The sequence below is a fragment of the Serratia sp. LACPHL-BACT-2024-00286 genome, assembly GCF_043109535.1.
Classification (GTDB): Bacteria; Pseudomonadota; Gammaproteobacteria; order Enterobacterales; family Enterobacteriaceae; genus Serratia; species Serratia sarumanii.
On the sequence record NZ_JBICNA010000014.1, the window covers coordinates 1 to 12,232 of the forward strand.

Annotated in this window: 20 protein-coding genes and 1 pseudogene; 6 read left to right on the forward strand and 15 right to left on the reverse strand. The window is 42.5% G+C overall.

Annotated features, from left to right (window positions below; translation table 11 throughout):
- Positions 1-303: 303 nt before the first annotated feature.
- The 11 genes and pseudogenes from mobP1 to ACF8MC_RS24880 form a co-directional block, all read right to left on the reverse strand.
- The gene (gene mobP1 / locus ACF8MC_RS24830) at positions 304-1,464 is read right to left on the reverse strand and encodes a MobP1 family relaxase (RefSeq protein WP_004199101.1); all 1,161 of its coding nucleotides are present in this window, start codon (positions 1,462-1,464) and stop codon (positions 304-306) included.
- Between the two features lie 2 nt (positions 1,465-1,466).
- On the reverse strand, positions 1,467-2,012 hold the full coding sequence (gene ddp1 / locus ACF8MC_RS24835) for a DNA distortion polypeptide 1 (RefSeq protein WP_001348698.1): 546 nt from the start codon (positions 2,010-2,012) through the stop codon (positions 1,467-1,469).
- Positions 2,013-2,352: 340 nt separating this feature from the next.
- Entirely contained in the window at positions 2,353-2,610 is a 258-nt protein-coding gene (locus ACF8MC_RS24840) for a hypothetical protein (protein WP_004199355.1), read from the reverse strand.
- The gene (locus ACF8MC_RS24845) at positions 2,607-2,771 is read right to left on the reverse strand and encodes a hypothetical protein (RefSeq protein WP_000004083.1); all 165 of its coding nucleotides are present in this window, start codon (positions 2,769-2,771) and stop codon (positions 2,607-2,609) included. Before ACF8MC_RS24845 ends, ACF8MC_RS24840 begins: the two co-directional genes overlap by 4 nt.
- A 74-nt stretch (positions 2,772-2,845) precedes the next feature.
- The gene (locus ACF8MC_RS24850; protein WP_001099725.1) at positions 2,846-3,184 is read right to left on the reverse strand and encodes a hypothetical protein; all 339 of its coding nucleotides are present in this window, start codon (positions 3,182-3,184) and stop codon (positions 2,846-2,848) included.
- A gap of 93 nt (positions 3,185-3,277) precedes the next feature.
- Positions 3,278-3,520: a hypothetical protein gene (locus tag ACF8MC_RS24855; RefSeq protein ID WP_000008707.1), complete on the reverse strand. Its 243-nt coding sequence runs from the start codon at positions 3,518-3,520 to the stop codon at positions 3,278-3,280.
- A complete protein-coding gene (locus ACF8MC_RS24860) occupies positions 3,510-3,779 on the reverse strand; it encodes a hypothetical protein (protein ID WP_001006717.1) in 270 nt (89 codons plus the stop codon). Before ACF8MC_RS24860 ends, ACF8MC_RS24855 begins: the two co-directional genes overlap by 11 nt.
- Before the next feature lie 8 nt (positions 3,780-3,787).
- Positions 3,788-4,339, reverse strand: coding sequence for a hypothetical protein (locus tag ACF8MC_RS24865; RefSeq protein WP_000662998.1), 552 nt, complete (start codon positions 4,337-4,339; stop codon positions 3,788-3,790).
- Between the two features lie 59 nt (positions 4,340-4,398).
- The gene (locus ACF8MC_RS24870; protein WP_000792381.1) at positions 4,399-4,635 is read right to left on the reverse strand and encodes a hypothetical protein; all 237 of its coding nucleotides are present in this window, start codon (positions 4,633-4,635) and stop codon (positions 4,399-4,401) included.
- Positions 4,636-4,693: 58 nt separating this feature from the next.
- Positions 4,694-5,209, reverse strand: coding sequence for a DnaJ domain-containing protein (locus ACF8MC_RS24875; protein ID WP_001025390.1), 516 nt, complete (start codon positions 5,207-5,209; stop codon positions 4,694-4,696).
- Positions 5,210-5,798: 589 nt separating this feature from the next.
- Positions 5,799-5,951: pseudogene (locus ACF8MC_RS24880) on the reverse strand (DNA-binding protein); the annotation flags it as partial.
- A 610-nt stretch (positions 5,952-6,561) separates the two neighbouring features.
- On the opposite strand from ACF8MC_RS24880, the gene ACF8MC_RS24885 reads away from it, so the two are divergent.
- From ACF8MC_RS24885 to ddp1 (ACF8MC_RS24895), 3 genes are all read left to right on the forward strand, one after another.
- Positions 6,562-7,575: a replication initiation protein gene (locus ACF8MC_RS24885; protein WP_001348704.1), complete on the forward strand. Its 1,014-nt coding sequence runs from the start codon at positions 6,562-6,564 to the stop codon at positions 7,573-7,575.
- An 8-nt stretch (positions 7,576-7,583) separates the two neighbouring features.
- Positions 7,584-8,027: a hypothetical protein gene (locus ACF8MC_RS24890; protein WP_001074369.1), complete on the forward strand. Its 444-nt coding sequence runs from the start codon at positions 7,584-7,586 to the stop codon at positions 8,025-8,027.
- 187 nt (positions 8,028-8,214) lie between these two features.
- Complete coding sequence (ddp1, locus tag ACF8MC_RS24895) at positions 8,215-8,568, forward strand: DNA distortion polypeptide 3 (RefSeq protein ID WP_000877224.1); 354 nt, start codon at positions 8,215-8,217, stop codon at positions 8,566-8,568.
- 20 nt (positions 8,569-8,588) lie between these two features.
- On the opposite strand, the gene ACF8MC_RS24900 is transcribed toward ddp1 (ACF8MC_RS24895), so the two are convergent.
- The 4 genes from ACF8MC_RS24900 to ACF8MC_RS24915 form a co-directional block, all read right to left on the reverse strand.
- Positions 8,589-8,873, reverse strand: a complete 285-nt coding sequence (locus tag ACF8MC_RS24900; RefSeq protein WP_001043731.1) for a hypothetical protein — start codon at positions 8,871-8,873, stop codon at positions 8,589-8,591.
- 35 nt (positions 8,874-8,908) lie between these two features.
- Entirely contained in the window at positions 8,909-9,220 is a 312-nt protein-coding gene (locus tag ACF8MC_RS24905; RefSeq protein WP_000469598.1) for a hypothetical protein, read from the reverse strand.
- A 205-nt stretch (positions 9,221-9,425) separates the two neighbouring features.
- Positions 9,426-9,710 carry a hypothetical protein gene (locus ACF8MC_RS24910; protein WP_001185481.1) on the reverse strand — a complete coding sequence of 95 codons (285 nt, stop codon included), beginning with the start codon at positions 9,708-9,710 and terminating at the stop codon, positions 9,426-9,428.
- 99 nt (positions 9,711-9,809) lie between these two features.
- On the reverse strand, positions 9,810-10,472 hold the full coding sequence (locus ACF8MC_RS24915) for a division plane positioning ATPase MipZ (RefSeq protein ID WP_000516402.1): 663 nt from the start codon (positions 10,470-10,472) through the stop codon (positions 9,810-9,812).
- Between the two features lie 380 nt (positions 10,473-10,852).
- Here ACF8MC_RS24915 and ACF8MC_RS24920 point away from each other — a divergent pair, with 380 nt between their 5' ends.
- From ACF8MC_RS24920 to ACF8MC_RS24930, 3 genes are all read left to right on the forward strand, one after another.
- The gene (locus ACF8MC_RS24920) at positions 10,853-11,515 is read left to right on the forward strand and encodes a recombinase family protein (RefSeq protein WP_001549893.1); all 663 of its coding nucleotides are present in this window, start codon (positions 10,853-10,855) and stop codon (positions 11,513-11,515) included.
- 86 nt (positions 11,516-11,601) lie between these two features.
- Complete coding sequence (locus tag ACF8MC_RS24925) at positions 11,602-11,841, forward strand: hypothetical protein (protein ID WP_001549892.1); 240 nt, start codon at positions 11,602-11,604, stop codon at positions 11,839-11,841.
- A 2-nt stretch (positions 11,842-11,843) separates the two neighbouring features.
- Complete coding sequence (locus tag ACF8MC_RS24930; protein WP_004199403.1) at positions 11,844-12,200, forward strand: S24 family peptidase; 357 nt, start codon at positions 11,844-11,846, stop codon at positions 12,198-12,200.
- Positions 12,201-12,232 lie beyond the last annotated feature (32 nt).

Genomic DNA, 12,232 nt, shown 5'->3' on the forward strand with positions numbered 1-12,232 from the left:
AAAAAAAACAAAAGGACAAATTTACATCTCATAAAAACTTTATCAGCTACATGTGCTGCGTTCAACCACACAAGCAGATCTTTAGATCGCATTTACGACACATTTCATTTTGTTTGTGCTTGTATTTTATTTATATCTAGATACATATGCTATTTGATAACAAAAAAGCAGATCGATTGATCACCATGCGCTTATTTTATAGTCAAGTTAACTAAATTTTTTACCGCTAGTTACTTTTTACAAAAACTCTGCTAACAAGATAAATAAATCGATCTTAATCAATAAGTTACCGGAGAGTATGAATTATCCTAAACGAATTCCGATTTTCACTTTCTGTTCGCTTTGAATCATCGACTGTTTTATTTGCGAGAAATTTCTCATCTGGAGTTGCTGTTTCTTAATCATCTCCGCGCTGTTCAGCACCAGCTCTTTACTGGATGAAGAGATTCTGTCTATGCCCTTAACCCCCAGGTTCTCTAGCTGCCACTCATTCCTGTGTGCAGTCTTCCAGCCATGCTGTACACCGTTCTTATCAAGTGCAGGGATTTTCACCTCCTTTTGTCCTAACTTCTTCAGCTTAACAAGATCACCTTTCTTAACGTTCTCGCGAGTGGTTAACTCACCAAAATCAGCCCCCCAATATGTTTTCTCCACGCCCTTGTTCAGTGTCTTAAGCTTTATGAAATGCTGCTTTGGTTTGGTTTTATCGTTCTGATAATGGTCGTAGCCAACATCAACAACCTCATAAACGCCCTTCTGTCGTTTTGGCGCTGTTTTGTGCGCATCTTTAATAGACTGGTTAAGTCCATGCTGCTGCTTATGAGTGGCTTTAACGTCATAGCCCTTCATCTTCAGCTCTTCACAAAAACCTGTACGAATTTCCCGTAAATCTTTTTTCCTGATATCAGCTCGTTTACCGTCATTATCACGAATACGAAAAACGACATGCACGTGTGGATGTTCTTTTTTGTCGTTATGATAGCCAAGCACAAAACGATGATTTGGGTACTTCTTGTTCATCGTTTTCCTGACAGACTCAAGCAGATCTTCAGGTTTTACCTTTGCTGATACAGGCGGTGAAAACACAATATTTTGGGTTACTTTTTTATTTTCCTTACCTTTATCATCGAAAACATTTTGAGGGTCATTAGCACGATCTATCATGTGCTCTTTAGCCTCCTGAATCTCATCACCTTTCCATACCTGACCGCTTTCACTCATCACTGGCAGCTCTGACTCCCGGCTCATATAGTCAATACTGTTTCGAACTCCCTGCCGGGTAATCGCACCTCCTGAGATTTTGACAACAACCTCCTTACTGGCACCCTTGCGGTTGATACGTTCCTGAACGTTGCGTTGATAGTTTTTACCACCATTTTTAACTTTATGGGCGAAAGCAGACTTGCGGCCAGCTTCAGAGGACTTACGCTTAACCCTGAATTCCTTGTCAACATAAACGCCCATGATTACACCTCAACCTTGTTAGAAACAGTTCGCCCTTTGCATAACATAATGTAGTTTTCAAACTCACTTTTGAGACTCATTATCTCTGAACTCAACCGCTCAGCGTCCTGATAGAACCCATCTTTATCAAGTACTCTGGCATTATCATTAACGATAATATAATGAAAGTTTCGCCCTATTTTATCTATTGCATTACGGCAACGATTCATCACCAGAAGTTCCTGATCGAAAAAATCAAGTTCATTTTCAAGTGTCGTCTGGATTCGATAACGACATTCTCTGGATAAATTCCAGCCATGACGATGAGCCGCTTTCTCTATTAAAGTTCTTTGTTTCCCTGTCAAATACATTGTGGTTTTGATAAAATCATCATTGTCTTTTGACACATTAACATCTTCATTTTTAACCTTGCTTTTCAGTAAAGCATTGGCAAGCAGCTTCATTCCTTTTGCCACGGTTAAACCCGGTTCATCTGGATAAAGTGTTTTAAGACAATCAAGTAGATCATCATGTTGGCTTTCTTCAATCCTGAATTGAACTTTTTTCATAAAACTCTCCAACAAGAACCGACTGTAGGTCACCGGGCAAACGTTGCGGAATGGCGTCAGAGACGTCATTTTGCGGCGTTTGCCCTATCCTGCATCGCAGTGAACTACCTCCACACATAAATTGTGCTTCAGCGTCCATCGAAATGCAAAAAATGAAAGGCTATCGTGGCTGTGATCTGGTGCGTCTGCGACCGGAGACAACGGATTCGCGGCTAACTTGGGCGGAAATAAATTCGCTACGCGAATGGCCTGGCAGGGGGCGCGAGCGCTGTTTTACGGAATATACAAAAAAAGCACCTCCCGTAAACGGGAGGGCTTCGGCGATTCAGGAACGGGAATTTTATTCTGCCTCTGGTGTGTCGCCTTCCATGCCCTGCCGGGCATCATGGAGCCAGCGGCGGAGGTTACTCATTCTTTCCCGGTTTGCCCGGCTGGGACTTTTTCCCCTGTTACCGCTTAGTATACTCCAGACTCTTAACCCGGCCTCGTTAGTCCAGTGCAATACAATTTCCCCTTTGCTGTTAAATCCCAGCGAAAACCGGACAGCTCCCCGCCTCTGTTCTGCACTGATAAAATCTAAAAACTCCTGTTTTTTCATAGCACCTCCTGTTTTTCTATCAGTGCTTTTGTTTCTTTCTTTTCCAGGGCTTTTCTGAGTAATGCCATGTACTCAGGAAAAGCAGAGAATGGCATCAAGGGAAAAACCGGACGCCCACCCTTTTCAACAGTCTGTATTGCTGATAACATGCGTTCCGACATTTTATATTCCTCGCGAGGGAATTGAGTGTCACGGTATCAGGTTGCCTCCACAACCTGATACCACCCCTAATTGATTAACTCCGCAGTTCTCTTATCGCTTCATTTTTGGCTTCCTCCAGTTCTTTAAGGGTATATGCGAAATTCTTCCAGTTAATTACTTCGTTTATAACCTCAGATTTACTTAAACCACACTCATTAAACCAAAAGTTAATATTTTTCTTGAGGGAATTTTTCGCCGTCAGTTCCTCGGACAACAATTCACTAACAGACGTGATAACATAACCACGACCGCGATTTTTATCTTCGAAAGAATGAACGGCAAGGAAGAGAGTTTCTGAATGGACAAAAGCAGAGCAGGTGATTTTTTCTTTCTTAGTGTTTAAAGCCTGGAAAGTGATAACATACGTGTTCATTTTAGTCTCCCGCCCGTTTGGGCTACTGGATCATGGTAAGGAACTATTCCCGACCTACAAATAAATTATACCATCATATGATGGTAATGCAATTTATTTAGTCACTTTATCCTGATTTTTTTCTCTCTTAACGAGCTGGTAATCTGGATGTTCATCAGCCAGGAGCAAAAGTAATTCATACGTACCAGCGGCTAAACCACGAGACGTTTTACCGGATGTTTCTTTGGCTTGCCAGGCTGATAACGTAAAACCAAACCGTTCAGCGGCTTCCTGCTGCGTAAAGCCAGCTTTAATACGTGCTTGTTTCACCTCTTCAGGTGTTGGCTTAAAACTCATGATTTTGTACCTTCACAATAGTATCTGTATAGAATTTCAATAAAATTGGATCATCAATTTCATCTTTAACGTTCGAGAATTCTTCGTAATAAAATGATTTTTGGAAAACAATCTTTTTAGTTGTTTTTTTATCCGCTTCTTTAGAGCGTACCTTCATCAGTTTTTCAAGTTCAATAAACAAACGTGTTGCATCTTCAGACACAACAATCCTGTATGTTACATTACCTTTGTTTTTCCTGTCGCTCAGGACTTCATTCATTTTTTGCCTCATAGCTGTTTAATAAACCCCGCTACCTTTATGAGCTGATCTACACTCAGGCCACGAATTACCATTTCATATCCGTCGCCCCGTTCTGATACGTTACCATCTAACCCATTCTCAACTTTAAACCCGGTCAATGTCCCATGCCAGCTTTCAAGATGCACTAAACGAGATAGCATTCCTTTCAGGATCAGTTTTTTCTCGCGTTTTTGCTGTAACTGTTGTTCATACTCTCGCGCCATATCTACATTATCTAAAGCATCCGACAGGATTTTCTTTTCAATATCGGCGGCGATTTCTACAGGGTTACGCTCTGGCGATACTGTGCAAGTATGGTAAGGACTTCTCCAGCTGCGACTATCTACGCTTCCAATGATAACTAACCTTCCTTTCTCCATTCGAATATGTATAGAGTAATTTTTAAAATCAGGTGAGGTTAGCTTAATCCTGTACTGGCAATCATCGAGCAGATTTACACGCCAGCCGTTCCCCAGGATTCGACAAACGATTTCAAACACCGGTTTATACCGTTCAAAGAAATTTTTCTGTTCTTTCATCGATTCAGCCTTTTGAACTCAATAAAAAAGCCGTAAATCGAATTACGGCAGTTTTAAGACTATTCATCAAAGTGTCCATCATCACTTGCAGCTTCCTGGGCTTCGCATTCCTGCTGATATGCTTCTTCCTTCGCAAAAAGATGCGCCCATCCTTCTGCGTTTAAGCCACGGTGCAAGACTGAACCATTTTCATTGCATTCTTTGGCTGTAACTTCGATCTCATCCGGGCAAATGTAGGCTCCGTAACTTTCAAAAATGTTTATCAGCTCCGCTTCCGTTATGGTCTTGTTTTTCATCAACGTGTCTCCGAATCAATCTTTGCCATGTTCTAGGGGGCTTTCGCCCCCATTCCGGTTATGCGCTTGCTTCTACACGTGTCCAGCCTGACGCCTTACGTTTACCCGCTGTACCATACATTTCACGAATTTCTTCAATGCTGTGTTCTTTACGGTTCCAGCGGCTTTTGTGTTCTTCAGGACGGTAAAACCATTGTTTTTTCTTAGATGCCCACTTACAGCCCATTTCCTTTAAAATGTCTTTGTGTTCTTTAGTTTCTCCGCTAATCCAGACCCAATTACCAATAACTTCATAGACAATCCCTGTAAGGCCGGAAAGCGTATTCAGAACTTTTTCCAGATCTTCACCGTAGTTGTAACGTGCGTTTTCATCAGTGCTTTGAAACTGATTGATTTTATCAATGTTAGCCATGAGAAAATCAAACGCAGCATTTACTGCTTTCATCAGCTCGGCACCCAATGGATTGCGGTCTGGATGATATTTTAAAGCCGCTTTTTTGTATGCCGCCTTGATGTCCTTTTCAGTCAGATCACCGGATAAACCAAAAACGTTTAATGCTTCCTGAATATTCATTTTTCGCTCCCGCCCGTGTGGGCTTCTGGAATCTGGCAGGGAACCATTCCCAACCAACAAATTCATTATACCATCAAATGATGGTTATGGAATCATTTTTAATGCTTTACATTGTAAAGATTACATAAAGATGTATATTGCTTTACCGCGCATGAAGGGATTTCCGAAAGAGGCGCGAACTGTAGTTACATAATGCGCTGTCGTAACATCGCGCCGGAGACGTTCGCCAGGACTGGCGAACCAACAAGCCCGAATGAGAGCGATAACCCCCCTCACCCCTGCCAGGCCAATTTCTGACTATCAGACGATGTTTAGCCTGTCGCAGTTAGCGCGTGAGCTTGCGAACGGTACGCCGGGTCAGTGTGAAACACTGGCGCGGGGCGCTGTATCTGCGCGTTATGAGATGCGTTAGCAGCGAATTACGGGGCGGGTTGCTGAAACCGATTGATGCCTGACAGCAAAAAATGAATCCGGGCGCCAGCTGCTGCACGAAAATTGCCAGCAAAAAACACTTGGCCATCCTCGCCGGTCGTGAAATTTTGCTGGCATAAGAAATAATCCCCCCGGTATGAGGGGCTTGTCTGAAAGGTTAGTGGTTGGGCTTACTGAGAGTGAACTGTAACCCGGCTACTGCTGCAAGCTGTGCAAGTGTTGTGATGGTCGGGTTTCCGTTCGGGGATAATGCGCGGTAGATACTCTGACGAGCAAGGCCGGATTTTTTGGCCGCCTCTGTTATACCCCCTGATTAGGGATCAGGTTAAAAACGAGCTGTATGACGTTCTAAGCGCATTTTACCCGCTCCGTTGAACCATGACCGGGTTAAAGCGGTTAAAACGCCTCTGAGGGCTTTTGAGAGCATTTAAGAATTGGATCGGAAAAGGATCCCGTCTGGATCTTTTAGAGAGATTACACCGCTCGCCGCAGCCGAACGACAGGGCGAAGCCCGCGAGTGAGCGAGGAAGCGGAATTTCCACGGGGTTTCAATAGAGCACTTACGCGCTAAGGTTAATATTTGCTCAATTTTTGGTGGTGCAGTGCTCAGGGAGGCCAGACGGATCTATCCTCTGGATTTATGCTGAGTTATCCACAGACGCTGTGCATTAAAAGCCTTATATTTTCTTCTTGATCTTAAAAACTTAAAAACTTAGCTCGCTTCAATTACCTGAAAATTATGGAAAAAAATTGCTAAAGGTGAGAGGATTTTTCACGTAAGGTGAGAGGATTTTTCACGTAAGGTGAGAAGATTTTTAAGTTAAGGTAGTTAGATTTTTCACTAAAGATGAGAGGATTTTTCACGTAAGGTGAGAAGATTTTTAACGGTTTCCACAGTTTGACTGAACATCAAGTGAAACATGCGGTTGTTGCTATCTTTAGATATGAAGATCCTCAGATCTTCATATCTAAAGGTGAGAGGTTTTTTAATTAAAGGTTGTATTGTTGTCTTGAATTACAACCTTTGTGGGGTTATGATTTGCCTACATAGGAAAGGTTATATGAGGCTTATCGTGAAGACAGTAACGGGATTAACGAAAGTTAGACATAGAAATGAAGTTGGGGTAACTCTTGCATCCCTTTCCCTTTCAGCAAAAAGAGTGCTTTTTCTGGCTCTTTGCCAGATTGATACAAAGGAAATGTTAGATGATGATATTTTGGAGGTTGATGCTGACTTTTTTTCAAAAGCTACTTCTTTAGATAAATATGCCTCTTATGCAGCTCTGAAAGAGGGAGCTAAAGTTCTTTCTTCAACTACGTTAGTTTTAAACAGAGATGATTTAAAAAATTTGGCTGATGAACTTGGGATACTATCATCTAAGAATAAAATACCTGATCGCTTGGATTTAAACTTAACAGAATTCTGTGCCTATTACGATCATCTTGCAACTGTACGGATAAAATTCACAAATACAGCTAAGCGATATTTTTCTAAGTTGATTGGTTCTGAAAATAGATATACCACTCAGGTATTGAAATCAGTTGTGTTGTTGAACAGTGTAAACTCAACAAACCTTTATCAAGTCATTAGGAAATATTACAGTCAGAATAGTTCAAAAAAATCTTTTGATATATCCGTGGATGATTTAAAAGAGGAAATGGGACTTTATACTATTGAGGAAGGGGAGAAGAAATATAAGTATCCTAAATACTCATTTTTTGTTCGTGATGTTATCAATAAAAGCATTAATGAGATAATTGAGAAAACGGAAATAAATCAGTTATCTTTCTCTGTTGTTGGGAAAAAAGGGAGAATGGCTCACATGCTTAGATTTGAGTTTAGTATAAATGAAAAATCCTCATCCTTTTCGGAAGATGATATGGCATTTTTAGAGGAGTTTGACAAAGTCGTTCCACCAAAAAAGAATAAGTGAGGCAAAACATGGCTAAAATATATGAGTTTCCGCAGGGAGCCGAACGAAGTAAGCTGAAAAAAGAAATCATCCGGGAACGTAAAAAACGATTGCGAGAAACGAACGGTAACCCGGTTATCCGGCACGCTAAATGGTTCTGGTTTTATCTACGTCTTGCTACGGCTGGCGCACTGCATTTAGTCTCTGTTATTTCTCTGGCAGTCCTGGGGGCTTTCAGTAAAGCTATTTTCTGGATTGGTGGAATGCTCTGTGTTGTTACATGGTTCCACCTTGAGCGCCAGTTCTGGACGCCGCAAAATTTCACGATTCCAGTAATCGTAACGCTGTGGGGATTGAGTTTGTTTGCCACTCCCCTGATGGAGCTGCTTAACAAAAAAATGCCGTGGTATCGTCTTCTGGTTCCTGATGCAAAGCACACTAGCACTGAGGCAACCAATGATGATCAGCCGTGAAGCAACAATGTTATCCAGTCGGCTTGCAGTGCTTCTTTCAGCCTTTTATCATCGGTTAATCATAGCGCACGAGGCGAGTTCTTTTCACTGCGATGCAGGATAGGGCAAACGCCGCAAAATGACGTCTCTGACGCCATTCCGCAACGTTTGCCCGGTGACCTACAGTCGGTTCTTGTTGGAGAGAGTTATGAAATATCAGGTTAAAGAGTTTATTAACGAAAAATATTCTAAGGCTGTTAATATTTTAAAGGATAACCTTAAAGAACACTACCATATTTTTTATGGTTTGAGATTAAGTGAGATTCTTTTTCCTGCCAGCGAATACGGCTCTGAAATGTTTTTTCAGGAGTTTGAAGCGATTAACAGTGTAATATTGCCTTTGGTGATTTTTGATTTGATAGACCGAAAGCCGATTATGGTTATCGGCTTCGGTGAAGTATGTGGAGTTGATTCACTTGTTGATTCTGGTATAGAAGTTGTTTCTTTAGACGGTTTAAGCGATCTGCTACTGGTTGAAAAACTGACGCCATTATTTAACTAAACCTCTGGATAACTATCTTTTCAGTTTTCCAGTAAGATTTTTTCTATATCTGAAAGCACTATTTTTTCAATGCTTTCTATATAGTAATGCTCATTAAAACCTGTCATTTCTGTAAATTTTAGCTCTGCATCATCTTTCGAATAAGCAATAACAACTCTGAAATCATTTTCCCACAAATCCCACCTGTATTTGTCTTTTATACGAACCCTGTACAATCCTTTTTGGATAGTGCCATCTTTTTTCTCTTCCTGTACTTTTTTTAATTTTTCATTTTGCACCTGTTGTTCAAGCCATGATTTATTCATAAATCCCCCACGGTTAACGTCTTTAGGCTCGGTTTTTACTTAACGAAATCTTCCGGTTTTACACCTGTTTTTACCTTCATATACTTGCCCTCCCCCCTTAGCTTCGGCTGAAGTTCGGTAAAGTACCATCCGGCAACGGTAATAATGCCTAAAAATACAAAAATAGCAGGCTTCAGAACATCAATAGCTGATACAGCGCATAACTCAATATTGAGATTAGTACAAGTTCCCTCATCAGGTGCATAGAACCCCCATAAGCCTATACCTATAAGGAACATCCCCAATATCGGTTGGATGTATAACAAGTAGATATTAATAAGAGTTTTAATATATCTGAATATGAACATTTTTCTTTCCTTAGGTTTCTTTCTATTTTGGATTTCCAATTCTTAACCAATGTGATGGTTCGACAATCCATTCTCCGCAGTCATAGGCAACGGCCTTATTATGCCTGTTAGCGAACCATACTAACCAGGCTAATAATCGCTGATTGCCGCTGTATTTGGTTTATCTCTAACCATCACAACATATCTCTTTTTCTTAGCCATAACGCTACCCTAATTTTGCAGATTCAAGCAGCCAGTGGTTTTTCAGGTTCTCGTCCAGGTTATCGAATGCGGCCAGCGCTGCCTTTAGAACGGTTGTCTTGCTCTGGCCTGTTCTCTGCGCCTCCGCTTCCAGGATCTCCTCAAAGTACGCTGGCAGTCTGAAGTTCATCAACTTTGGTTTACCCGCTACAGGCGCTCTGGTAGCGCCGGAGATAAAACGCGCGGTTTCTGCGTTTGTTGCTGGTTGCTGAGATTCATCGATGTTCGGGCGGTTTAGTTTTAAAGCCATGAAAATTTCCCCTTGTACGGTATGCATTAATTGTAAATATCATAGTATCTTTATGGTGTATTTACAATGTAAAGATTTCGATGAATATTGTTGATATTTCTATAAAATGCCAATTTCCTGTGCCACAAGTTCAATCTGTGCTTTCGCTGTTGAAAGGCTCGATGCCCGGCTAACGTCATGTACCCCTGCCCCTTCATTACAGGCGCTTTCATACACATCCAGCTCGGATATCCGGGTTTTCAGAGGTTGAATCCAGATGTTGTCCGAACGCAGTAATTTATCCAGATCAATGGCCGCTTTTCTGTGGCGGGGTTTCGCTGAGTTGATTCTGGTGAACAGCACCCACGGTTCCAGAGCTGCGTTAGCTTTCTGAGCGGTGCGGATTTTCTCTGTAACACTGGTCAGTGTTTCGCTTTCGAAATCAGAGGACGGCTTAACCAGTGTCACCACGATATCTGATACTGTCAGGGCGCTACGGAACTCCTGGCTGTCGTGGCCGGGGCAATCGACAATGAGAACTTCACACAGCTTACTAAGGCGCTTAATTTCGTTGCTGACGTTTCCGTAAGCTGCGTGAACCGGGATAGTGAGTAAGCCGTTATCTGTCCGCTTTTCGTTCCAGCTCAACAGATCGTGGTTTTTATCTGTCTTCAGGATAATTACCGACTTACCTTTGTTGACCAGCATTGAGCCTGTGTTAGCCACGTAGGTGCTTTTGCCTACCCCACCTTTATCTGATACGACAAGCAAGATTTTACCCATTTCAGAATCCCTCTCTTTATGTTGTAAAGCTCATGTAAAGATATGAATGTCTTTACATGGTGTGTTTTTCGTAAAGATACTTTTGTCTTTACAGTGTCTTTATAATGCAATGGCTTTACCATGTAAAGCACAAATAAAGATATATTTATCTTTATGGTGTCTTTACATGGTAAATGTTGCTGTGTCTTTATGTGCGCTTTATGGTGTAAATCTTGGTGTGTCTTTACATCATCTTTATGTTGTAAATTTTTAGTGTGACGTTGTCACTATAGGGCTGGGGTCTGTTTGCTGGTTCTTTTTGAGTGTGCCTTCCCTGAACCAACTGAAATGGGTACTGTATGGGTGTGTCTGGTTAACTCAAAATGAACTGGTTCCCTATAATGACTCAAACAGTACCGAAAGGCTTTGTCAGAGCTTACTTACGCGCATCCACGACTGAACAGGATGCAACACGCGCCCTGGACACGATAAATACCTTCGCCATCGAGCGCGGCCTGAGCATCTGTAACTACTACATTGAAAATGAATCAGGTTCTAAGCTTGAACGCCCTGAGTTGTTCCGGCTCCTGAAAGATTGTCAGCAAAACGATATCTTGCTGGTAGAGGATGTGGACAGGCTTTCACGCCTGGTAGGGGAGGACTGGAACACACTGAAGAAAATGATCCGGCAGAAAGATATCCGGGTTGTGGCCGTCAACGTTCCGACAACCTGGCTCGCATCGGGTCACAATGATTTTGACAGCCGAATGTTTTCGGCCATAAACGATATGTTGCTGGATATGCTGGCCGCCGTCGCCAGGCGAGACTATGAACAGCGCCGGGAACGGCAGCAGCAGGGGATCGCCAGGGCGAAAAGGGAAGGGAAGTATAAAGGCCGCCAGGTTAATCAGTCTCGCTATGACGCCATAAACAGGCTGATTGCGAGCGGCAGCTCCTGGAGCCAGATTCAAAAAGTGCTGGGTTGTAGCCGGGCGACTATCAGCAAAGCTGTGAAGCAACAGACCGTTAACAAAATGAACCATGAACCTGAAGGTAGGGAGTAGTTACAACATAATAAACAGTGTGTTGAAGAATAAAACTGATTCTTTATACTGTATATGCATACAGCTATATTGATCGGAGGTTTTTCATGCCTAGACACTATGAAATTGACTCAGCCTGGCGTGCGAGCATTAAGCGTGAGCCGAACGGTCGTCAGACAGTTACGACAGAAGCCTTTGTCAGCCAGCTTGCGCTGATTAATTTTCACTGGAGTTGTCGCCAAGCAAATCAGTGGATTGAAACCTACGTGACCGTTTTTAAAGACATTTCCACTCAGGAAGGAGAGAACCGGACATTCATGCTTTTTAACCCCAACGGAGGCCGTTAAAAATGGGTTTTCCATCGCCAGCAACCGACTACCAGGAAAACAGGCTGTCACTCGATCAGCACTGTAATACAGGAGCGCCGGGAGTATTCTTTTTTCGAAGTGATACCTACTCTTTCCGGGAAGGGATAAAGCCTGGTGCGCTGCTCATAGTAGATTTTGGGGGCACGCCCGTTGACGGGTCTTTGGTGCTCTGTGTCCTGGAACAAGAATTCAGGATCATGCGATTGCGACTACACCCCAAGCGGTGTCTCCAGGAACTCGATAAGCTGGATAACTTCAGGGCTATACCTGATGACGATGAGGACGGGTTGGAGGTCAGGGGGGTCATTACGCACATTGTGGCACTGTTGCAAAGTTAGCGATGAGGCAGCCTTTTGTCTTATTCAAAGGC